Raw genomic sequence first — 22,671 nt, forward strand, 5'->3', positions numbered from 1 at the left:
ACGCATGGCTCTGCTTCCTGCGAGCACGAAGGCCCGCGCGCGGGAGGCTGCCAAGTCGATCGGCGGCGGCCTGATTGGCGCCGCGACCGTCGGCATGCTGCGCACCACGCGCTATTTCGATCCGGTCAAGACCGCGAACTTCTTCTCGCGCGTCACAAAGCTGATCGGTCCGCGCCTGCGCGAGCACCGCATCGGCCGCGCCAATCTCACCGCCGCCTTCCCGGACAAATCGCCGGAGGAGATCGAGCAGATCCTGATGGGGGTCTGGGACAATCTCGGCCGCGTCGGCGCCGAGTTCGCCCATATCGACCATGTCTGGGACTATGACCGAGATCATCCTGAGAAGAGCCGGATCGAGCTGCCCGAACGCAGCGTCGAGCTGTTCGACCAGATCAGGGATGACGGCAAGCCTGCGCTGATCTTCGCCGCGCATCTCGCCAACTGGGAATTGCCGGCGCTCGCCGCCGTCGCGCATGGGCTGGATGCGGCGATCCTCTACCGCCGGCCGAACATCGCCTCCGCCGACCGCATCATCCAGGAGATGCGCCAGGTCAACATGGGCACGCTGATCCCTGCGGGGCGCGACGCACCGCTTCGCCTTGCGCAGGCGCTGAAGGACGGCAAGCACGTCGCCATGCTGATCGACCAGTACCTCACCGCCGGCGTCGAAGTCACCTTCTTCGGCCGCAAGACCCGCGCCAACCCGATGCTGGCGCGGCTCTTGCGCCAGGTCGAATGCCCCATCCACGGCGTGCGCATCATCCGCCTGCCCGATGGCCGCTTCACCGGCGAGATCACCGAAGAGGTCAAGCCGGTCCGCGATGCCGACGGCAGGATCGACATCCAGGGCACGACGCAGGCGATCACCAGCGTGGTGGAGAGCTGGGTGCGCGAGCATCCGGAGCAGTGGCTGTGGCTGCACCGGCGGTGGCGGTAGGCAGCACAGCTTTCTCCGTCATGGCCGGGCTTGTCCCGGCCATCCACGCGCTGCCACGAGATCAAAGACGTGGATGCCCGGGACGAGCCCGGGCATGACGACCGAGCACGCGGCTGCACGTAGCCCTCACCGCTCCGGCAATCCGGCGTCGACCTCGGCCTGAACGACGCGATCCCAGGCTGCGATACACACCGGACTTGCGTTCTTCATCGGCGGCGAGACGTTGAGCCTGGTCGTGCCGGGCCGCAGCCGCAGTCCCTCCGCGATCGCCGCCCTCGCCTCCGCGAACCGGCCCGTTCTCTGGTAGGCGGCAGCGAGCAGAAAGTGCGAGCGGCCGGTCCCCGGAGTGACAGCGATCGAACGCTGCAGCCACGGCAACGCCTCTTCGTCGCGTCCCATCGAGACATACGCCATGCCTGCGCCGAGCAACCAGGTCCAGCGCGAGGCCGGCGGCGTGTCGTAGCGGTCGGCTTGCTGGAATGTCGCGAGCGCATCGTCGAAGCGGCCGAGATAGATCTGCCCGAGACCGATCAGGTAGAGCGCCGACCCGTTCCACGGATCGAAGCTCAAGGCCCTGGCGCAGGTGACGAGACTTTCCACGAAATGGTTGGTCGCGCTGAGGAAGCGGCAAGTGGCCTCGAGCACCGGAATGGAATTCGGCTTCAACCGCAACGCCTGCTCGAGCGTCGCATTGGCCCTGGCCTCGACCGCGGCCGCCTCCTCCGGGCTGAACCAGACCATCTGGATGCCGCGCATCTGGAGCGAAGAGAGCGCGACGGCGAGATCGACATTATCAGGGTCTTCGTCAAGCGCCTTTTGTAACATCGACTGCGCCACGCCAAAACGCTCGCGCGTCGTCTGGTTGATCGAAGCGATGGCCTGCTCGATCGCGACCTTGTCACCGCCCGCCGACGCGCTGCGGCTCGTGGATGACGACGCACTCGGCTCGAGGATTTCGTTGAGGCGGCGCGCAAGCACATGGCCGACGCCCGCAACGAGCCGGGACTGCGCGAGCTGCGCATCCGGCTCATCAGCATTGACCGAAGCAGCGACCACCGACTGAACCTCGCCAGTGCCCGCCTTGATAAGGCGCGCCCGCAGTGTCCAGGACTGATCGCTGTGCTGCAACTCGCCTCGGATTTCGTAATCGGACGGCGCGGACGGCGCGCTGGCGCTTTCGACACTCGCCAGCGCGGGCGAGCGCGGCGCAACCACGCTGACCTTCTGGATCTTGGCAAAGCCATCCGTGAGACGGCCGGTGACCTCCGCCGCCATCACCGCGCCGCGCGAATCGTTGCTGGCGTCAACGATCGGCATCACCGCGATGCGAGGCGGCGTGCGCTTGAACAGGAGCTCCGGCTTCAAAACCGGCGCGGCCACCGCAAGCCCCACGACGATCACACCGAGCCCGGCCATCGCGGCGACCATGGCCCGCCGGCTGAAACCGAAGATGGCGCGCTGCGACCTCGCCTCTGCCGGGACACCTTCGGCCGGCGCCGCAGGCCCGGCCACCACGGCCTGGGCGAGCGGAGGCGTCTCGGCAGGCGCCGTGACCTCCGGCTCAGCCTGGACCTCCGCCGTCAGCAAGTAGCCGCCGCCGGAAGCGAGCTTGATCATCTGCCGCCGCTCGTCGCCGAGCGCGGTGCGAAGCTCGCGGATGCATTGAAACAGGCTGTCCTCGCCGACATGGACGTTCGGCCAGACCGCCTCCATCAGCTCCTGCTTGCTCAGGACCCGGCCGCCGCTGGTGGCGAACAGCCGCAGCATCTCGAAGGTCTTGGGCCGGAGCTTGATCGGAGTGCCATCGGCTCCGCTCAGCTCCGCGCGCTGCTGGTCCAGCACGAAGCCGGCGAAACGAAGCAAATGATCCCCCAAAGCAACTCTCCCAGCCGGCTCGTATAGCGGAAGTCTGCCGAAAATGACCGAAAATCGGGTCTGAAACGGAAATATCAGAAATCTTCAGAAACTCGCCAGCGCCTTATCAGGACACCGCTTCCCTCTCGGTGAGATGAAGATGCGGCAGACTCGACTTTCCGGGCTGCGGGAATGTTCGCGCACGGATGAGCTGCGAGGCTGATCCACGCCGCGCGGCGGGGGGCACGCAACAGTGGCAGCGGCAACGGATCGATTTGGCGGCAAGCACCGCTTGCGGGCGCTCTTTTTGGTGTCAACGGCCTTGGCGTTGGTATCGACGCTGCCGGCGCTGGCCCAAAGCACGGGCGCCAATGGTGGGGCTGGCGGTAACGCACCAGGCAGTTCGACGCCGGGCGGGGGTGGCGCGGCGGGTCTCGGCGGCGACGGCTCGACAACAGGCACGAACGGCGGCAACGCGACCGGGCCCGGCGGCAATGGCGCCGCCGGGGCCGGCGGCGGCTCGGATCAGGGCGGCGGGGGTGGCCAGGGCTACAGCGCTGCATCGGGCGGCGGCGGCGGCGGTGCAGGCGGCGCCGGGCTGACCTTAACCTCGGACCTGACGAACAACGCCGCGATCACGGGCGGCAACGGCGGCAACGGCGGCTATGGCCGTTCGGCCAACAGCCCGACCTACTCCTATGCGGCCGGCGGTGGCGGCGGCGGCGGCGGGTCGGGCGTCATCGCCACGGCGGGCCGCAATCTCGTCAACACCGGCACGATCGCCGGCGGCAATGGCGGCGGCGGTGGCGCGGGCATGGGTCCGGGCGTCCCCTTCCCGAGTTCTCCCGCTGATGGCACCGGCGGGCGCGGCGGCAATGGCGTTACCGCTACGGCTTCCGCCGGGCTGACGATCACCAATTCAGGCTCGATCAAGGGCGGTGGCGGCGGCACAGATTTCCAGAACGTGAATATTTCCTACAGGCCGCAGGCCGGCGGCTATGGAATCGTCGGACAGAACCTGACGATCGTGAACAGCGGTACGATCGCCGGCGGTGAGCAGGGTGCCGCCAACACGTCGCCTTTTGGCGGTGGGACCGGCGTGCTTTCGTCCGCCATCGTCATCACCGGCGGCGTCAACAGCATCACCGCGCTCGCCGGCAGCAACATCGGCGCGATCGAACTCGGCGGCGCCACGACAATGGCAGGCGCTTTCAACAGCACGGTCCAGGTCAATGGCGGCGTCACCATGTCGGTGACCGGGGCAACGGCGGCGAATGACGCAACCGGCATCACGACGCTGACGAACTACGGCGCCATCGCCATCGGCGCCGGCCGCACGCTGAGCGCCCAGACGATCAACAACAATGGAAGCACGATCAGCATCGGCGCCGGGGCGACGTTGCAAGGCGTCGGCAACACGCTCAACAACAACGCGGTCATCGATGTCGGCGCCGGCGGTGCCATTGTCGACGCCGGTGCGGTGAACAATCTTGGCGGCGCCACGATCAATTTTAACGGTCCCACCGGAACGGCGACGCTGTCTTCGGGAACGAACAGCATCGTCAATGACGGCAACATCAAAGTGCTCGGCGGCAACGTCGCCGTCACAGGCGACATCACAAACCAGAACAACGGCGTGCTGACGCTGACCGGCGGCAACATGACCGGAGTTGGCACGCTGACCAACAGCGGAAGCGCGATCGTCAACATCGGCGCCGGTTACAATCTCGGCGTCGGGACGCTCAACGTCTATGGCGGCAGCGTGACCGGAACAGGCACGATCACGGCTTCAACCGCAATCAATCTCTCGGGCGGATCGATCGGCGCGACGCTCGCCGGCGCCGGCGCCCTGACCAAAGCCGGCGCCGGGACGACGATCCTCACAGGCGCCAACACCTATACCGGCGGCACCACGATCAACGCCGGCACGCTGCAGCTCGGCGCCATCGGCAGCACCGGCGCGATCCAGGGTAATGTCACCGTCAGCGCCGGCAGCACGTTCAGTCTCGTTGACGCCAACACCAGCGGAATCACCAGCATTTGGAATTCTGGAACCACGGATTTCCGCAACGGCACAAGCGCAGGCAACGCCACCGTCACCACCGATTCTGGCGGAACGACAGCGTTCCACGACTCCAGCAGCGGCGGCAGCGCCCGCTTCATCACCAACGCCGGCGGCGCGTTCGACATGTCGGGCCTGACGGTGGCCGGGATGACCGCCAGCTCGATCGAGGGCGCGGGCAATTATTTCCTGGGGTCGAAGCAGCTCACCGTCGGCGGCAACAATGCTTCCACCACGGTCAGCGGGGTCATCGCGGATGGCGGCGCCTCCGGCGGCACCGGCGGTTCGCTGGTCAAGACCGGCACCGGCACGCTGACGCTGACCGGAAACAACAGCTACACTGGCGGCACCACGATCGCGGCCGGCACCTTGCAGATCGGCAATGGCGGGACGACCGGCTCGATCAATGGAAATGTCGTCAACGACGGCGTGCTCACCATCAACCGCAGCGACGCGGTCACCTTGCCCGGCGATATTTCCGGCAGCGGTTCCGTCAAGCAGATCGGCTCGGGCACCACGATCCTGACCGGACACAACAGCTACACCGGCGGCACCACGATCGCGGCCGGCACTTTGCAGATCGGCAATGGCGGCACGACCGGCTCGATTGCCGGCACTATCGTCAACAACGGCGTGCTCGCCTTCAACCGCAGTAACGCGGTTACCTTGGCCGTCAATATTTCAGGCAGCGGTTCCGTACAGCAGATCGGTTCGGGCACCACGATCCTGACCGGCACAAACACCTATAGCGGCGATACAACCGTCTCCAGCGGCCGGTTGCAGTTCGGCGATGGCAGCGCGAGCGGCAGCAACAATCTGGGCGGCAACCTCAATGTGACCGGCGGCACGCTGGCGATTCAGGCGCCGGCCACCCTGAATGTCACGCAGACCGTAACCTTCGGCAACAACACCGCATTATCCATCGTCGCGGGCACGAACAGCCCCACGCTGTCCGCCGACCGCGTCGCGATCGGCAACGGCGTCGCCTTCAACATCAGCGGCATCAACGATGCGAGCCAACTCGACAAGGTGCTGATCGACACCCGATCGGGCATCAGCGGCGCCTTCGCCAGCGTCACCATCGGAGGCTTCAGCGGCACGGTGGACTACCTCACGATGTCCGTTCGTAAATCGGCCGACAACCTGCAATACCTCGCCACCTATGGCCTGAGCTGGACGGCGGGTAACGACCTCGCCCATGGCACCTTCACGCTGACCAACGCCACCGACACCTTCACGGTCGGCGCAGCACTGACCGATCAGGCAGCGAACCCCGCGACCGGATGGAACGGCACGTCGCTCACCAAGGCTGGCGCCGGCACGCTCATCCTGGCCGCACATAACAGCTATAGCGGCGGCACGACGATTTCGGGCGGTACGCTCCAGATCGGCAGTGGCGGCGCGACCGGCTCCATCCTGGGGACAGTCACCGTCGGCAGTGGGGGCACATTCGACGTCGTCAACGCCGACACGAGCGGCATCACCAGCATCTCGAACAGCGGGAACACAAATTTTCGCAACAATACAAGTGCCGGCAGCGCCAGCGTCACCAATAACGGCCAGCTGAATTTCTACGACACCAGCACAGCCGGTACCGCTACCATCACCAACAACGGCACGACGAATTTCCGCAACACCAGCACTGCTGGCAGCGCGACCATCACCAACAGCGGCGCTCTGCTCTTCAACAACACGAGCACGGCTGGGACCGCCACGATCACCAACAATTCCACCGGCAGCATCAACTTCAACAACTCGAGCACCGCCGGGGCCGCCACAATCACCAACAGCGGTCAACTAACCTTCAACGACACGAGCGCGGCCGGCAGTGCCATCATCAATAACAACGGTGTCTACCTCAACTTCTACGACACCAGCACGGCCGGCAACGCCACCATCACGAACAACGGGTACACATATTTCCGCAACAGCACCAGTGCCGGCAGCGCCAGCATCACCAACAACAACGGCGGTTGGCTGTATTTCAACAACACCAGCACGGCCGGCAATGCGACCATCACCAACGGCGGCGCGCTGAATTTCTACGACACCGGCACGGCCGGCAATGCTACTATCACCAATACCGGTACGCTGGCTTTCAACAACACCAGCACGGCCGGCCACGCCACCATCAACGTCAATAGTGGCAACCTCGCGCTCTGGAACGCCGGCACGCTCGGCAACGCCAATGTCACAAACAACAGCGTGACGTCGTTCAACGACGGCAGCTCGGCCGGCAGCGCAACCATCACCAACAACAGCAGTGCCCAGCTCAATTTCTACAACACCAGCACCGCCGGCACAGCGACCATCACCAACCACAACATCATCAATTTCCGGGGCACCAGCGCGGCCGGCAACGCGGCCATTTCCACCGACCATGGCTTGATGTTCTTCGACGCCAGCACCGCCGGCAGTGCCGCCCTCACCAACCTTGCCAGCGGTGAGATCATTTTCATGAACACCAGCGCCGCCGGCAGTTCGGTCATCACCAACAACGGCTACGCCGTCTCGTTCCTCGACACCACCACGGCCGGCAGCGCCGCCATCGTCAACAACTCCATCCTGCAGTTTGCCGACAGCAGCACGGCCGGCAACGCCACCATCACCAATAACGGCGCCCTCGGATTCTTCGTCAACGGCACGGGAGACAGCGCCAGCATCCTCAACAACGCCGGCGGTAGGGTTGATTTCTCGCACAGCGCCGGCCCCGCCAATGACGGCAAGCTCAGCATCGGCTCGATCGCGGGAGCCGGCGCTGTCTATCTGGGCGCACGGCAGCTCACTGTCGGCGGCAACAATCTGAGCACAACGGTCAGCGGTGTGATCAGCGACTGCGGCGCGAGCGGCACGGCGTGCTACGCGAACCTGTTCGGCCTGAGCGCCACCGGTGGTTCCCTGGTGAAGGTCGGCACCGGCACGCTGACCTTGTTGGGCACAAACACCTACACCGGCGCCACGATTGTGAACGGCGGCACACTGGCGGTGAACGGCTCGATTGCGTCCTCCAGCAGCCTCACCGTGAACAGCGGCGGCGCGCTCGGCGGCACCGGTGTCGTCGGCGCCACGACGATCGCAAGCGGTGGTACGCTCGCGCCGGGTAATTCCGTGGGCACCCTCACCGTCAGCGGCAATCTCACCTTCAGTGCGGGCAGCTTCTACAGGGTCGAGGTCTCCGCGACCGCCGCCGACCGCACCAATGTCTCGGGCACCGCAACGCTGACCGGCGCCACCGTGCAGGCGGTGGCGCTGCCCGGCAGCTTCCGCAGCCAGACCTACACCATTCTCAATGCGAGCGGCGGGCTCGGTGGAACGCAGTTCGCCGGATTGAGCGTCACCGGCAGCTTCAGCCCCACCCGCAATCCGCACCTCACCTACGATCTGAACAACGTCTATCTCGTGCTCGATCCCGGCACGATCGTGCTGCCGGCCGGCACGGGCGCCAACCAGATCAGCGTCGCCGGCGCCATCAACAAGGCGGTCGAGGGCGGCGTGACGCCGCCTTCCGGCTTCGACGCACTGCTCAACATGGGCGGCGCGCCGCTCAACCGCGGCCTCAGCCAGGTCTCCGGCCAGCCCGGCGCCGCAGGCACGCAGGCGGCGTTCAGCGCCACGCAGCAGTTCGTCAACATGCTCGATCCGCTCGGTGGCGGCGGCTCGGATGGCGAGCGCGGCGGGACCGGCGGCGACGGCGGGACGCTGGGCTACGCTTCCATCGCACCAAGCGACGCCCGCGTGCGCGAGGCCTATGCCGCGGTGACGCCGCGCGAGGTAAGCGGCGATGTTATCGACCGGCGCTGGGGCGTGTGGGCCTCGGGCTATGGCGGCGCCAGCACGTTGAACGGCAACGCCGCATCAGGGTCGAGCACCACCACCAGCCGCATCTACGGCACCGTGGTCGGCGCCGACTATCGGGTCTCCCCGAACACGCTGGTCGGCTTTGCGCTCGGCGGCGCCGGCTACAATTTCGCGCTGTCTGACAGTCTCGGCAGCGGCCGCGCCGATCTGTTCCAGGCCGGACTCTATGCCCGCCATTCGTTCGGGCCGGCGTATCTCTCGGCAGCCCTCGCCTATGGCTGGCAGGACGTCACCACCGATCGCACCGTGACGGTCTCTGGCACCGACAAGCTCACCGCCAACTTCAAGGCGAGCACCTTCTCGGGCCGCGTGGAAACCGGCTGGCGCTTCGCACCAATCCCCGCCTCCACCTTCGGCGTCACCCCTTACGCGGCCGTGCAAGCCACCACCTTCCATCTGCCGGGCTACGGCGAAACCGCGATCGTCGGCAGCAATCAGTTCGCGCTGTCCTACACCGCGCAGGACACGACCAATGTCCGCACCGAGCTCGGCGCCCGCACCGACCAGCACTTCCTGGTCAACGACGGCGTGCTCACCCTGCGCGGCCGGCTCGCCTGGGCCCACGATTCCAACACCAACCGCCTCGTCAGCGCCGCCTTCCAGACGCTGCCGGGCGCGGCCTTCACAGTCAGCGGCGCGCGCCCCGCCGCCGACTCCGCACTTCTCGGCGGTCGCGCCGAGATGAAATGGAACAACGGCCTCTCGCTCGCCGGCACCGTCGAGGGCGAGTTCTCGCAGAGCACGCAGACTTACACGGGCAAGGGCACGGTGCGTTATGAGTGGTAGGCGGCGTCGCGCGGCGTCTCAGGCGCGGTGAGACACGGCTTGGGTGGCGGTAATTTCGATCAAGCGAGCGGAGCGACGCGATCCGAGCGCCGAGATACTCATCCTGAGGAGCGCCGAACGCGCGTCTCGAAGGATGAAGGCCAGGCCGGTGGCCTCGCCCTTCGGGACGCGCGCGAAGAGCGCGCTCCTCAGGGTGAGGGTCATTGCCACGATGCAATTTTGCCGGTGTTTTGCCCGACGAGTCAAACGACCGGAGGCTGATGATATCAGGCTCGTGCGGCGAAGTGCTTCAGGTTTTGCGCCTGCGGGTCGATTCAACCAAACCTCATCGCGACTTAGGTACCGTCACCGCCGGCAACGCGCCGGTAGCGGCTCTACTTTGCATGGGGTTGTTTTGCAGAATTTGGTTGCCGACTTCCCCTCACCTCCCCGTTCCGAGCGGAGCCAGCCTGCGCGTTCCTCACCCTGTCAGCTTGTGAGGTTTTCTCGTCATTCCGGGGCGCGCGTCAGCGCGAGCCCGGAATCCATTGAGAGGCGGTCTCTGCGGCCCGATGGATTCCGGGCTCGCGACTTCGTCGCGCCCCGGAATGACGCTGTCGGGGTGAGGATCTGGCTTTTTGGACTGCTTCGCGCGCAGACGCGATGACGGCTACCTTCCCGTCTTCACCTTGGTCCAGAGCCGGTTGATGATGCGCTGGGTCGCCGGCTCGCGGGCGGTGATGACGAAGAGCTTTGAGAGCGTCGCCTCGTCCGGATAGATATTCCTGTCGTTCAGGATCTTCGGGTCGACCAGCTTCTGGCTGGCGAGGTTGCCGCTCGCATAGGACAGGAAGTCCGAGTTCTTGGCGGCGACGTCGGGGCGGTAGAGATAGTTGATCAGCTCGTAGGCTTCCTTGACGTTCTTGGCATCCGCGGGGATCGCGAGATTGTCGAAAAACATCTGCGCGCCCTCTTTGGGAATCGCGTAGCCGATCTCGATGCCGTTCTTGGCTTCGGCTGCGCGGGCGCGCGCCTGCATGATGTCACCGGACCAGCCGACCACGAAGCAGATCTCGCCGGTGGCGAGCGCGCTGAGATATTCGGAGGAGTGAAACTTGCGCACGGACGGGCGGACCTTGGCGACGACGTCCGCGGCCTTCTCGAGGTCGGTCGGCTTGGTCGAGTTCGGATCGATCCCGAGATAGTTCAGCGCCGCCGGAAAGATGTCGTCGGCGGAATCGAGCATGTGGACGCCGCAGTCTTTGAACTTGGCAAGGTTCTCCGGCTTGAAGACGATGTCCCAGCTATCGATCTTGGCATCAGGCCCGAGGATCGCCTTCAGCTTGGCGACGTTGTAGCCGATCCCCGTCGTGCCCCACATGTAGTTGGCAGCGAACTCGTTGCCGGGATCGTAGGTCGCAAGGTGCTGCGTCACGAAGGGCCAGGCGTTGGCGAGGTTCGGCAGCTTCGACTTGTCGAGCTTCTGGAAGATGCTCGCCTTGATCTGGCGCTGCAGGAAATAGGCGGTCGGCACCACGACGTCGTAGCCGGACTTGCCGGCCATCAGCCGCGTCTCCAGAGTCTCGTTGGCGTCGAAGGTGTCGTAGACCACCTTGATGCCGGTCTCCTTGGTGAAGTCCTCAAGGACACCGGGCGCCATGTAGTTCGACCAGTTGTAGAAGTTGACGACGCGTTCCTCGGCCCCTGCGGGAGCGGAAAGCAACGTCAGCGCTGCGGCGATGGCCAGACCGAAGCAAAGCCCGGAGCGGCTGACGTTCGTCATCTTGATCTACCTCTTGCGCCCGCGCACCGCATCCGACAGCCGCTCCAGTGCGGTGTCGAGCGTCTCGTCCTTCTTGGCAAAGCAGAAGCGCACCACCGAGGTCACCGGGTCCTTCTCGTAGAAGGCCGACACCGGGATCGCCGCGACCTTATAGTCCTTCACGATGCGCCAGCAGAACTCGGCATCGTTCTCGTTGAGCCCGAGCGGCGAGAGGTCGACGGTGAGGAAGTAGGTGCCTTGCGACTTCAGCACGGGGAAGCCGAGGCTCTCGAGGCCCTTGGTCAGACGGTCCCTGCTCCGCGTCAGATCCTTGCGCATCGACAGGAAATACTCGTCGGGCTTGCCGAGGCCGTAGGCGACGGCGGCCTGGAGGTTCGGCGCGCTCGTGAAGGTCAGGAACTGGTGCACCTTGGCGGCAACGCGCAGCAGCGGCGGCGCGGCGCAGACGAAGCCGATCTTCCAGCCGGTGAGCGAGAAGATCTTGCCGGCCGAGCCGACCTTGATGGTGCGCTCGCGCATGCCGGGGATGGTGATCAGCGGGATGTGCTTGTGCTCGTCGAAGGTGACGTGCTCCCAGACCTCGTCGCAGATCGCGATGACGTCGAACTCCTGGCAGTAGCGCGCGAGCAGCTCGAGGTCCTCGCGCGGATAGACCACCGCGGACGGATTCAAGGGGTTGTTGAACAGCACCGCCTTGGTCTTTGAATTGAACACGCTTTTCAGCATGTCCTCATTCAGCCGCCAGCCCGGCGGCTCGAGCCGCACCAGGCGCGGAATGCCGCCGGCCTGGCGGATGATCGGGAGATAGGAATCATAGACCGGCTGGAAGCAGACCACCTCGTCGCCGGGTTGGACCACGGCGAGGATGGCCGATGTCAGCGCCTCGGTGCCGCCGGAGGTCACCATCACCTCGCTCATCGGATCGAGCTTGAGGCCGTGCCAGTGGCCATAATGCGTGGCGATCGCCTGGCGCAGCTCCGGGATGCCCATCATCGATGGATACTGGTTGTAGCCGTTGAGCGAGGCATCGGCCGCGGCGCGGCGGATGTCCTCCGGGCCCGGATCGTCGGGAAAGCCCTGGCCGAGATTGATGGCGTTGTTGTCGCGTGCGGCCTGCGACATCGCCTCGAAGATGGTGACCGGAAGGTCGGCGAAGACCTTGTTCAGCGAGGAGCTCTTGGTCGTCATTGCGAGGTCAGCCACCGACCTTGGTGGGGAGACCCGCTGCCTTCCAGCCGAGAATGCCGCCGGCCAGATGCTTGTCGTAGGCAAGGCCCGCCGCCTGCGCGGCGAGCGAGGCCGTCACCGAACGCTTGCCCGAGCGGCAGGCGAACACGACCTCCTTGCCTTGCGGATCGGGGATCGCCTTGGGATCAAAGGTCGAGAGCGGCACCACGACACCGTAGGGATAGGCTTCGGCCGAAACCTCGTTCGGCTCGCGCACGTCGACGAGCAGATAGCGCCCTTCCGAAACACCCTTGGAGACCTCGTCCGGGGTGAGATCCTGTACCTGGTTAGCCAAATCATCCTCCAACGTCCAAGCGCGCGCCGGGAAGCATCCCGGCGGCGGCAACCTTGCCTCTCGGCTCACGAAAATCAAGCGCTACAAAGGCTTGAGCTCAGCCCTGCAAGTTAAGGCTAAATCGCAGGGACTTGAAGCACGGCTTTGGAACAGCGCCTCAGATCGTCACCTGGGTGCCGACCTCGACCACGCGGCCGCTCGGGATCTGGAAATAGTCGGTGGCGTCGTTGGCCGAGCGGCTCAGTGAGATGAACAGCCGATCCTGCCAGCGCGGCATGCCGGAATGGGCCGCGGGCTTCAGCGCCCGGCGCGACAGGAAGAACGAGGTCGACATGATGTCGAACTGCCAGCCGAGCTTGCGAGCGATCGCCAGCGCCTTCGGCACGTTGGGCGATTCCATGAAGCCGAATTTCAGCGTGACCTTGGAGAAGGTCGGGCTGATCTGCTCCAGCCGCACCCGCTCGGCCGGATCGATGCGCGGCGTCTGCGCGGTCTCGATGGTGAGAATGACATTCTTCTCATGCAGCACTTTGTAGTGTTTCAGACTATGCATGAGCGCAGTCGGCGCGCTGAGCGGGTCGCTGGTCAGGAATACGGCGGTGCCGGGCACGCGCTGCGGCGGCCGCTTCTCCAGCATCGCCACGAGGTCGGCGAGCGGGAATTCGAGCTTGCGCGACTTCTCGAACAGGAGCCGGCTGCCGCGCCGCCACGTGTACATCAGGAGGATCATGAGCGAGCCGAGCGCCAGCGGCACCCAGCCGCCCTCGAACACCTTGAGAAGGTTGGCGGCGAGGAAGGTCAGGTCGAGGAACAGGAAGGGGACGATCAGCGCCGCGGCGGCGAACGGCGACCATCGCCAGGCCTTCCAGACCACGACAAAGCCCATCATCCCCGTGACCACCATGGTTCCGGTGACGGCGATGCCGTAGGCGGACGCCAGCGCGCTTGAGGAGCGGAACAGAAGCACCATCAGGATCACCGCGACCAGCAGCAGCTGGTTGATGCGCGGGATGAAGATCTGGCCGGAATGGGCTTCAGAGGTATGGCGAATTTCGAATCGCGGCAGAAGCCCGAGCTGGATCGCCTGGCGCGTCAGCGAATAGGCGCCGGTGATGACGGCCTGGCTCGCGATCACGGTGGCCATGGTGGCAAGCACGACCATGCTGCCGCGGAGCCAGCCTTGCGGAAACAGCTGGAAGAACGGGCTCACGATCGCGCCGGGATCATCCAGGACGAGAGCCCCCTGCCCGAGATAATTCAACGCCAGCGACGGCAGCACGATGAACAGCCACGCGGTCTGGATCGGGCGCTTGCCGAAATGGCCGAGGTCGGCATAGAGCGCCTCGGCACCCGTCACCGCCAGGAATACCGCGCCCAGTGTGACGAAACCGATGATGCCGTGGTGGAGCATGAAAGACACGGCGTAAAGCGGGTTCAGCGCGTACAGCACCTGCGGCTGCCGCATGATCGGGCCGATCGCCGCGACCGCGATCACCGCAAACCAGACGCACATCACCGGACCGAAGAACGCTGCGACGCGGGCCGTGCCACGCGATTGCACGGCGAACAGGCAGAGCAGGATCACCACGGTCAGCGGAACGATGTAAGGCTCGAACGTCAGCGTGACGTCCTTCATGCCTTCGATGGCCGACAGCACCGAGACCGCCGGCGTGATCACGGCGTCGCCGTAGAACAGGGCGCCGGAAATGATGCCGAGCAGGACGATGGTCGCGCCGCCCGTGCCGACCGCGCGCTGGGCCAGAGCCATCAGCGCGAGCGTGCCGCCCTCGCCATTGTTGTCGGCCCGGAGCAGGATCACGACGTATTTGAGCGTCACCACGATGATGAGCGCCCACAGGATCAGCGAGACCACGCCGAGCACGGCCGCTATCGTCGGCGATCCTTCCGCGCCCGAAGCGACCGTCACCGCCTCGCGGAACGCGTAGAGCGGACTGGTGCCGATATCGCCATAGACGACACCGATGCTGCCAAGCGTCAGCGCGCCAAAGCCGGCCGTGGTGTGGGCCTCGCCATGCCCATTGGCCGCCGCCGTTTCCGGGGCGGGAACTGCTACGTCACTGGTCATGGGAGAGACTGGTGGCCTCTAAAAATGCTTCACTGCACAACGGCGGAAGAGAGCGCGCGGCTTATAGTCCTGCGCTACCGGCATAGCCTAGACCTATTTTGGGCCCTTGCCATGCGAAAATCGCATAAGTCCGCCAATCGCGTTCAAATAGTGACCTGCGTGCCGACTTCAACCACTCGGCCCGTGGGAATCTGAAAATAGTCGGTAGCGTCGTTGGCCGACCGGCTCAGCGCAATGAACAAATGGTCCTGCCAGAGCGGCATGCCCGACTGCGCCGAGGCCTTCAGCGACCTCCGCGACACGAAGAACGACGTCGACATGATGTCGAACTGCCAGCCCTGCTTGCGGGCGATCGCCAGCGCGCGCGGCACGTTGGGCTGCTCCATGAAGCCGAAGCGCAGGCGCACCTTGGAGAACTTGTCGCTGACCTTCTCGATGCGGAAGCGTTCCGACAGATCGACCCGCGGCGTATGCGCGGTCTCGATGGTCAGCACCACGTTGTGCTCGTGCAGCACCTTGTTGTGCTTGAGGTTGTGGAGCAGCGCCGTCGGCACGAAAGCGGGATCGCTGGTGAGGAACACCGCGGTGCCCTTGACGATGTGCGGCGGCCGCTTCTCCAGGCTCCGGATCAGATCGTCCAGCGGCACCTCGATGCGGCGGGTCTTCTGGAGCAGAATCCCCGTGCCGCGCCGCCACGTCCAGATCGTCGCCGCCATGCAGGCGCCGAACAACAGCGGCACCCAGGCGCCCTCGAGCAGCTTGAGCAGGTTGGCGCTGAAGAAGGTCATGTCGACCATGACGAAGGGCAGGATCACGACCGCGGCGGTCGCGGCGCGCCAGTTCCACAATTTCCAGATCACGATGAAGCCCATGATGCCGTCGGCGACCATGGTGGTGGAGACGGCGATGCCGTAGGCCGAGGCGAGACCGCTGGGGGTGCGGAACAGCAGCACGAGCAGCATCACACCGATCAGGAGCAGCCGGTTCACGCGCGGCAGATAGATCTGGCCGGCGTGGCTTTCGGACGTGTATCGCACCTCGAAGCGCGGCAACAGGCCGAGTTGCACCGCCTGATACACCAGCGAATAGGCGCCGGTGATCACCGCCTGGCTCGCGATGACGGTGGCCGCGGTCGCAAGCCCGACCAGCGGCAGCACCAAATGCTCGGGCACCATGCGATAGAAGGAGTGCTCGATCGCGCTGGGATCGGACAGCACCAGCGCGCCCTGCCCGAAATAATTGATCAGCAGTGAGGGCAATACGAAGAACATCCAGGCTGACTGGATCGGCTTGCGGCCGAAATGACCGAGATCGGCATAGAGCGCTTCGCCGCCCGTCACTGCCAGGAACACTGCACCTAACGTCACGAGGCCGATCGTGCCGTGCGAAAGCAGGAATTGCAGCGCGTAATAGGGATTGATGGCGGCGAGCACCGACGGATCGTCGGCGATGTGAACGATGCCCATGACCGCGAGGCAGGTGAACCAGATCACCATCACCGGCCCGAAGGCGGACGCCACCAGCGCGGTGCCCTTGCTCTGGACCGCGAACAGCACCACCAGGATCATCACCGTGAGCGGCACGACGTAATGCTCGAAGGCCGGCGTCGCCAGCTTGAGGCCGTCGACCGCCGACAGCACCGAGATCGCCGGCGTGATCATGGAATCGCCGATGAACATGGAGGCGCCGACCACGCCGAGCGCGAGCAGGAACCAGCTTCGCCGCCCCAGCGCGCGCTGGCCGAGCGCCATCAAGGAGAGCGTGCCGCCCTCCCCGTTGTTGTCGGCGCGCAGCAGCAGCAGCACATATTTGGCGGTGACGACGATCAAGAGTGCCCACAGGATCAGCGAGAGCACGCCGAGCACGATGACCCGCGAGACCGGCTCGCCATGGGCCGCGCCCCTGACCGCCTCGTGAAATGCGTAGAGCGGCGAGGTGCCGATATCGCCAAAGACGACGCCGATGCTCCCGAGCGTGAGGGCCCAAAAACCCGAGGTGACCGGCCCTTCCTGGGCTTCGGTCGATGTGATGCTCGCCGTCATGAGGATGGAGAACGCTTCTTCCCACGAATTGATCCGGCGCCTTTTGACGCTTCCGGCGCGCCTGTCAATTGGCACAACATAGCAGGCGCCGCAGCGGGTGCTGTGACGGCCTAGCCACGTTCATCGCCAGCGCGACGACATGCCTCAGGTAAAATGGTAGCGCAAGGGCTTTACGGCTTCAGATTCGGCGGCAGCGGCGGATCTTCGCGCATCAGCGTGATGGTCACGCGGCGGTTGGCGGCGAGCGACGGGTCGTCGGGAAACAGCGGTTGGGTATCCGCCTTGCCGGAGACGGCGAAGATGTTCGACGGCGGCAGGCCCTCGCGTTCAAGGATCTGACGCACGGCGTTGGCGCGATCGGCCGAAAGATCGAACGCGCCATAGTCGCTGCGCGTCGGCACGAAGCCAGCCGCGGTGTGCCCGGCGATGGAGACGCGCAAGGGAGTCGACTTCAGCGGGACCGCGAGCTTCTCGATCAGGCGGCGGGTGCGATCGTAGGGCACCTTGGAGCCGTCCGGAAACATCGAGCGGCCGTCCTGGTCGACGATCTCGAGATTGAGACCCTGCTTGGTCTCCTCGAACATGATGTGCTTGGACATCTCGGTCAGTTCCGGCATGTCCTGCAACGCTTGGCGGAGCGAGGCCGCGGCAAGCGCGAAATCACGATCGATCCTGGTCTTGGCGCCCGAGGTGCGGTTGCGATCCTCCTGGTCTGGCGTCGGCGTGTTGGAGGCATCTTCGGGCTGGATGTGGTCAATGTTCTTCAGCCGCGGACGCGTCGGCAGACCGTCGGCCTCGACGATGCCGGCGTAGCGCGCCTCGCTCTGGATGCCGAAGGCGTCGCGCATGGAGCCGGCGACGATCTTCAGCTTGTTGGCGTCCTGGGTCGAGAATGCGACGAGCATCACGAAGAAGCTCATCATCAGGCCCATCAGGTCGGCGAAGGTCACGAACCAGCCGTGACCGCCTCCATGTGCATCGCCGCGCTTCTTCTTGGCCATGTCTTACGATCCCGGCGGGCGGCGTCAGGCCGGCACCGGCTCGCCCTCGGCGTGGCGATGTTTCTCCGGCAGGTAGGCCAGCAGCATTTCGCGCACGAGCGTCGGGCTCTTGGAGTCGCGGATCATCAAAATGCCGTCGATGATCAGCGTGCGGTTGGTCTCCTCGTCGAGCAGCTTGCCGTGCAGCTTGTCGGCGATCGGCAGACAGAACAGATTCGCCACGAGCGCGCCGTAGAGCGTCGCCAGCAGCGCGGTCGCCATGAACGGGCCGAGCTTGGACGGGTCGGTCATGTTGGCGAACATCTGCACCATGCCGATCAGCGTGCCGATCATGCCGAAGGCCGGGGCGCAGTCGCCGATGGCGCGGTAGATCTTGCTGCCCTCGTCGAGGTGCATGAGAAAGTTGTCACGGTCGCGCTCGAGATTGTCGCGGATGAAGTCGAGGTCGTAGCCGTCGGCGACGTAGCGGATGCCCTTGGCGAGGAACGGCTCGTCGGTCTCGACCTTCTCCAGGCCGACCGGGCCCTGCTTGCGGGCGATCTCGGCGATGCGGGCGAGCTCGTCGACGAGGTCATGCGCCGTCAGCCGGCTCATGGTGAAGGCGAACTTGGCGCCGAGCGGCAGGCCATGCAGCAGTGCGCTGAGGGGAAAGCGGATCATGGTGGCGGAGATCGAGCCGCCGAAGATGATGATCATCGCATGTTCGGAGATGAACATGTGGAGATCGCCACCCATGATCATCATCACCGAGATGACGATGATGCCGGCCGCGAGCCCAGCGCCCGTCATAATATCCATGGGACACTCCAACACCAACGCAACAACGGCCATCCTGGCCGGTGGCGCGGCCCAACCCCGAACCGCATCGGAAACCCTAATTGGGCGCCATTAAAGACGCGTAAAGGTTAAGTCGGGCTCCGTGCGGCGCGTCGGCGCGAGGCGTGCTGAGAGGGGCCGGCTTCGCCATCCGGCGACAGGATTGTCAAGACTTTGCTAACCATAAGCGGCCGTCCTGAGGTCTAGGACGACAGCCCCACCAGCTTGAGGCTGAGCGCGCGCAGGCGCTTGCGCGCAGCCGCGTCGTAGGCCTGCGGATTGGCGCGCGCCTCATTCATGCCGTTGAAGAACAGGCCGCTACGGGCCGCGACGTCGTCGCCTTGGATGAGATGCAGGATCGCGGCGCCGCCCTGCTCCACCGTCGAGATCGGCGTGATGCCGCCGGCACGCACCATCGTGGTGTTCATGTAGGTCGCCGGGTGCAGCGCGTTCACGGTGACGCCCATGGCCTTCACCTCCTCGGCGAAATCGATGGTGAACATGATCTGGGCGAGCTTGCTCTGCGCGTAGGCGCGCGAGCCGCTATAGCCCTTCGTGATCATGACATCGTCGAAGTCGATCGGATGCTGGCCGAGCGAGGCGACATTGACGATGCGCGAGGGGGAAGCAGTCTTGAGCAGCGGCAACAGGAGATGGGCGAGCAGGAAGCCGGAGAGATAGTTCACGGCGAAACGCAGCTCATAGCCGTCGGCACTCTCCTGACGCTGCGGCCCGCCGTTCTGCGAGCCGATGCCGGCATTGCTGACGAGCACGTCCAGACGCCGATGATCCCGCGTCACGGCATCAGTGAGCGCACGCGCGCCAGCCAGCGACGACAAATCAGACTGATAGAAGGTCGGCGCGACGTGGCCGTCGCTCACGATCTCGTCGATCAGCGTTGTCGCACGCGCGGCATCGCGGCCGTGGATCAGGACCCTCGCACCGTCTTCGGCCAGCCGACGCGCGACATGGCGGCCGACGCCGTCCGTCGAGCCGGTTATCAAGACTGTCTTGCCATTCATATCCATCGTGCGTTCGCCTCCGACTGCGGCCCTGCGCCGCGGGTCCGGAAGGAGGGATTCTCAGTATTCTATCCCGTGCGGCAAGCTCCATCGCGTGAGCCATTCGCAATGTTGACGCTGTTCAGCCTTCTCACCGCGCTTCCCGCGGTTATTGCGCTCCACATGCTCGAGCCGGAGCTCGTGCTGCCGGCCTTCAGCATCCTGCTCTTTGCCGAGGCCGCCTTCGCCGCGATCGCGGCGCGCTTGATTGGCGTCCCGGACGATCCGGAAGATATCACCCTATGGGATGTTGCCGGCGGATTCACCCTGATTGGATGCGCTGCCGCTGTGTTCGGCGAGCCGGACCAGGCCGCCCTGTTTTTGGTGGAACAGGGCGGCGAGCGGCCTTAGATCGTTCGGTCACGCCCTCAGTGGATTTCCGCCGAGCGCTTCAGCGCGGCCTTCAGCTTCTCCAGCGAGAAGTCAGGGCTGCGCGCGATCTCCAGGATCGGCGTCTCGCGGCGGCCGCAGAGCTCGGCGGCCTCAGGCAGCTTTGCTGCGAGATCGAGCGGGATCACGATGGCACCGTGCCGGTCGGCATGGATCAGGTCGTCGGACTTCACCGTCATGCCGGCGACGCGCACCTGGCCGCCAAAGCTCTCGGCATGCACCCATGCATGCGACGGGCCGATCGAGCCAGCCAGCGCCTGAAAGCCCGGCGCCCATTGCGGAACGTCGCGGATCGAGCCGTCGGTCACGACGCCGAGGCAGCCGAGCGCCTTGTGCACGTTGCTCTGGACCTCGCCCCAGAACGCGCCGTAGCCGATGTCAGGGCCGTCGACGTCCTGGATCACGGAGATGCGTGGGCCGTGGCCGGTGCCGACATACTCGTAATATTCGATGCGGCGCTTGGCCTGCTCTTCCGCAGGAAGTGGAGATTTCTGCACCGAGCGGATCGTGACGGTGCGGGCGTAGCCAACCATCGGCGGCAGGTCGGGAAACGGGCAGACAAGCTGCTTGGTGGTGAAACCGATCAGTCGCCGCTCCGGTGCAATGACCTCCATGGCGTTGCAGATCGTTGGCGTGTCATAGCGGCCCAGCGCTTCGACGACGGAAGCGGGCAGCGGCCCGGTCGCGGAATTTGTCACGGCGTTCTCTCCCAGATTGGCGGCGGCTGTTGGTGCGGTGCCGCCGGCACAGCGCGATATAGCCGAGATAGGGTCTCAACCCAACTCGCTGGACTTCATGGCAGATATTTGCGGGCCGCTCAGTGCAGCCGTCCGGGCCGGTCGTCGTGCGCCTGCTCCGGCACATTTGCCGCAAGCGCCGCAGACGATTGCGGCTGCGCCCCCTCACTGGTCGATGGCGCGGTGGCCCCCGCGGCGCGAGCCTGATCGCGGTACGACTTGTAGCCCAGCGGCAGGCTCAAGAGATACAGCACCGTGCCGGCCGAGAGGATGTACCAGGGATAGCTGATCAACAGCGCGATGAAGAAGATCACCGCGACGAAGGCCGGCAGCACCAGTTCGGGCGGCACGCGCATGCGCATGGTCTTGCCGGAGAACACCGGCAGGCGCGACACCATCAGGAAGGCGATCAGGAGCGTATAGGCCGCCGTCACCGCTGCCGGCCACCGACCGAGCTCCAGGAACGCCACATAGATCGGCAGGAGCACCGTGATCGCGCCGGCGGGCGCCGGCACGCCGGTGAAGAAGTTGGCGGCAAAAGCCGGCTTGTTGGGATCGTCGATCGTGGCATTGAAACGCGCAAGCCGCAGGCACATGGAAATCGCGAACACCATGGCGGCGATCCAGCCGGCATTGCCGAGCTCGTGCAACTGCCAGAAGTACAGCATCAGGCCCGGCGCCACGCCGAAATTGACGAAATCGGCAAGGCTGTCGAGCTCGGCACCGAATTTCGACTGGCCCTTGATCAGGCGCGCGATGCGGCCGTCGATGCCGTCGAGCGCCGCCGCGAACACGATGGCGTAGACCGCGAGCGACATCCGTCCCTCGATCGACAGGCGGATCGCCGTCAGGCCGGCGCAGATCGCCAGCAGCGTGATGACGTTGGGCACCAGCATCCGCACCGGGATCGGGCGGAACCGCCGGCGGCGTGCAGCATCCGGATATTTGAAGTCATAGGGCGTCATAGCTCGTCCTCACCTTAAGGCGAGATATAGCAAGCCGCTTCCCCCTCCGCCATTGCGGCGGAAGGCCCCCTGACGCCGACTTGATGGTTAATTGGCTCGGTAGGCGCGGGCCGGGTCGTCCGCGGCAAGATCAGCCAGGATCGTTTCGCCCGCGATCGCGGTCTGCCCTTCCGAGACCAGCGCCTTGGTGCCGACCGGCAGATAGACGTCGAGCCGCGAGCCGAAGCGGATCAGGCCGAAGCGCTCGCCGGCCCCGATGGCCTGGCCTTCCTTGACGAAGCAGACGATGCGCTTGGCCACCAGGCCCGCGATCTGGATCACGCCGATGCGCGCCGTAGGCGTCGAGATGACCAGCGAATTGCGCTCATTGTCCTCGCTCGCCTTGTCGAGTTCGGCATTGATGAACAGGCCGGGCCGGTAGGCAATGCGGTCCACCCTGCCCGCCACCGGGCTGCGGTTCACATGGCAGTTGAACACGCTCATGAAGATCGAGACCCGCGGCAGCGGGCGATCGCCGAGGCCGAGCTCGGCCGGCGGCAGCGCCATGGTGATCATCGAGACCCGGCCGTCGGCCGGCGACACCACGAGCCCCTCGCGCACAGGCGTCACGCGCACGGGATCGCGGAAGAACAGCGCGCACCAGACCGTGAGGATGGTCCCGATCCACCCGAGCGGCGACCACAGCCAGAACAGGACGAGGCTTGCCAGCGCGAAGCCGCCGATGAAGGGGTAGCCCTCCTTGTGGATTGGCGGGATCTGACGCTGGATCGAATCGAGAATGGACATCGCTAT

At 65.3% G+C, this 22,671-nt stretch carries 16 protein-coding genes; 3 read left to right on the forward strand and 13 right to left on the reverse strand.

All coding sequences use genetic code 11. The features are described from left to right. The first annotated feature begins 4 nt into the window (after window positions 1–4). On the forward strand, window positions 5–937 hold the full coding sequence (locus K289_RS0111760) for a lipid A biosynthesis lauroyl acyltransferase (protein ID WP_027551691.1): 933 nt from the start codon (window positions 5–7) through the stop codon (window positions 935–937). 126 nt (window positions 938–1,063) lie between these two features. Here the strand turns inward: K289_RS0111760 and K289_RS0111765 are convergent, their stop codons facing one another. Continuing rightward, complete coding sequence (locus K289_RS0111765) at window positions 1,064–2,812, reverse strand: winged helix-turn-helix domain-containing protein (RefSeq protein ID WP_245283892.1); 1,749 nt, start codon at window positions 2,810–2,812, stop codon at window positions 1,064–1,066. A gap of 301 nt (window positions 2,813–3,113) precedes the next feature. On the opposite strand from K289_RS0111765, the gene K289_RS47700 reads away from it, so the two are divergent. Continuing rightward, on the forward strand, window positions 3,114–9,497 hold the full coding sequence (locus K289_RS47700) for an autotransporter-associated beta strand repeat-containing protein (RefSeq protein ID WP_156917918.1): 6,384 nt from the start codon (window positions 3,114–3,116) through the stop codon (window positions 9,495–9,497). Between the two features lie 18 nt (window positions 9,498–9,515). Here the strand turns inward: K289_RS47700 and K289_RS0111775 are convergent, their stop codons facing one another. From K289_RS0111775 to K289_RS0111815, 9 genes are all read right to left on the reverse strand, one after another. After that, complete coding sequence (locus tag K289_RS0111775) at window positions 9,516–9,701, reverse strand: hypothetical protein (RefSeq protein ID WP_027551693.1); 186 nt, start codon at window positions 9,699–9,701, stop codon at window positions 9,516–9,518. 445 nt (window positions 9,702–10,146) lie between these two features. Beyond that, entirely contained in the window at window positions 10,147–11,259 is a 1,113-nt protein-coding gene (locus K289_RS0111780; RefSeq protein ID WP_027551694.1) for a polyamine ABC transporter substrate-binding protein, read from the reverse strand. 6 nt (window positions 11,260–11,265) lie between these two features. Further along, entirely contained in the window at window positions 11,266–12,447 is a 1,182-nt protein-coding gene (locus K289_RS0111785) for an aminotransferase (protein WP_035684461.1), read from the reverse strand. 7 nt (window positions 12,448–12,454) lie between these two features. Continuing rightward, complete coding sequence (locus K289_RS0111790) at window positions 12,455–12,781, reverse strand: rhodanese-like domain-containing protein (protein WP_027551696.1); 327 nt, start codon at window positions 12,779–12,781, stop codon at window positions 12,455–12,457. 157 nt (window positions 12,782–12,938) lie between these two features. Then, a complete protein-coding gene (locus tag K289_RS0111795) occupies window positions 12,939–14,867 on the reverse strand; it encodes a potassium transporter Kup (RefSeq protein ID WP_027551697.1) in 1,929 nt (642 codons plus the stop codon). A gap of 143 nt (window positions 14,868–15,010) precedes the next feature. Beyond that, on the reverse strand, window positions 15,011–16,909 hold the full coding sequence (locus K289_RS0111800; protein WP_027551698.1) for a potassium transporter Kup: 1,899 nt from the start codon (window positions 16,907–16,909) through the stop codon (window positions 15,011–15,013). Between the two features lie 170 nt (window positions 16,910–17,079). Further along, a complete protein-coding gene (locus K289_RS0111805) occupies window positions 17,080–17,910 on the reverse strand; it encodes a flagellar motor protein MotB (protein WP_027551699.1) in 831 nt (276 codons plus the stop codon). A 24-nt stretch (window positions 17,911–17,934) separates the two neighbouring features. Further along, window positions 17,935–18,708 (reverse strand): motility protein A, encoded by a 774-nt coding sequence (locus tag K289_RS0111810; RefSeq protein WP_027551700.1) that lies wholly within the window; start codon window positions 18,706–18,708, stop codon window positions 17,935–17,937. Between the two features lie 221 nt (window positions 18,709–18,929). Then, the gene (locus K289_RS0111815; RefSeq protein ID WP_027551701.1) at window positions 18,930–19,754 is read right to left on the reverse strand and encodes an SDR family NAD(P)-dependent oxidoreductase; all 825 of its coding nucleotides are present in this window, start codon (window positions 19,752–19,754) and stop codon (window positions 18,930–18,932) included. Between the two features lie 102 nt (window positions 19,755–19,856). Here K289_RS0111815 and K289_RS0111820 point away from each other — a divergent pair, with 102 nt between their 5' ends. Next, window positions 19,857–20,138 (forward strand): hypothetical protein, encoded by a 282-nt coding sequence (locus K289_RS0111820; RefSeq protein WP_027551702.1) that lies wholly within the window; start codon window positions 19,857–19,859, stop codon window positions 20,136–20,138. A 17-nt stretch (window positions 20,139–20,155) separates the two neighbouring features. Here K289_RS0111820 and K289_RS0111825 read toward each other — a convergent pair whose 3' ends face one another. The 3 genes from K289_RS0111825 to K289_RS0111835 all read right to left on the reverse strand — a co-directional run bounded on the left by K289_RS0111825 (window position 20,156) and on the right by K289_RS0111835 (window position 22,665). Beyond that, the gene (locus K289_RS0111825) at window positions 20,156–20,875 is read right to left on the reverse strand and encodes an RraA family protein (protein WP_027551703.1); all 720 of its coding nucleotides are present in this window, start codon (window positions 20,873–20,875) and stop codon (window positions 20,156–20,158) included. Between the two features lie 119 nt (window positions 20,876–20,994). Then, entirely contained in the window at window positions 20,995–21,879 is an 885-nt protein-coding gene (locus tag K289_RS0111830; RefSeq protein ID WP_027551704.1) for a phosphatidylcholine/phosphatidylserine synthase, read from the reverse strand. Window positions 21,880–21,966: 87 nt separating this feature from the next. Further along, window positions 21,967–22,665, reverse strand: a complete 699-nt coding sequence (locus tag K289_RS0111835) for a phosphatidylserine decarboxylase (protein WP_027551705.1) — start codon at window positions 22,663–22,665, stop codon at window positions 21,967–21,969. Window positions 22,666–22,671: the final 6 nt, after the last annotated feature.

This window comes from Bradyrhizobium sp. Cp5.3 (assembly GCF_000426265.1).
Lineage (GTDB): Bacteria > Pseudomonadota > Alphaproteobacteria > Rhizobiales > Xanthobacteraceae > Bradyrhizobium > Bradyrhizobium neotropicale.

Bases quoted from the DNA above. Each gene is read 5' to 3' on its own strand.
- K289_RS0111760 (WP_027551691.1), top strand. From the start codon at position 5: ATGGCTCTGCTTCCTGCGAGCACGAAGGCCCGCGCGCGGGAGGCTGCC.
- K289_RS0111775 (WP_027551693.1), bottom strand. From the start codon at position 9,701: ATGACCCTCACCCTGAGGAGCGCGCTCTTCGCGCGCGTCCCGAAGGGC.
- K289_RS0111780 (WP_027551694.1), bottom strand. From the start codon at position 11,259: ATGACGAACGTCAGCCGCTCCGGGCTTTGCTTCGGTCTGGCCATCGCC.
- K289_RS0111785 (WP_035684461.1), bottom strand. From the start codon at position 12,447: ATGACGACCAAGAGCTCCTCGCTGAACAAGGTCTTCGCCGACCTTCCG.
- K289_RS0111795 (WP_027551697.1), bottom strand. From the start codon at position 14,867: ATGACCAGTGACGTAGCAGTTCCCGCCCCGGAAACGGCGGCGGCCAAT.
- K289_RS0111800 (WP_027551698.1), bottom strand. From the start codon at position 16,909: ATGACGGCGAGCATCACATCGACCGAAGCCCAGGAAGGGCCGGTCACC.
- K289_RS0111805 (WP_027551699.1), bottom strand. From the start codon at position 17,910: ATGGCCAAGAAGAAGCGCGGCGATGCACATGGAGGCGGTCACGGCTGG.
- K289_RS0111810 (WP_027551700.1), bottom strand. From the start codon at position 18,708: ATGGATATTATGACGGGCGCTGGGCTCGCGGCCGGCATCATCGTCATC.
- K289_RS0111815 (WP_027551701.1), bottom strand. From the start codon at position 19,754: ATGGATATGAATGGCAAGACAGTCTTGATAACCGGCTCGACGGACGGC.
- K289_RS0111820 (WP_027551702.1), top strand. From the start codon at position 19,857: ATGTTGACGCTGTTCAGCCTTCTCACCGCGCTTCCCGCGGTTATTGCG.
- K289_RS0111830 (WP_027551704.1), bottom strand. From the start codon at position 21,879: ATGACGCCCTATGACTTCAAATATCCGGATGCTGCACGCCGCCGGCGG.
- K289_RS0111835 (WP_027551705.1), bottom strand. From the start codon at position 22,665: ATGTCCATTCTCGATTCGATCCAGCGTCAGATCCCGCCAATCCACAAG.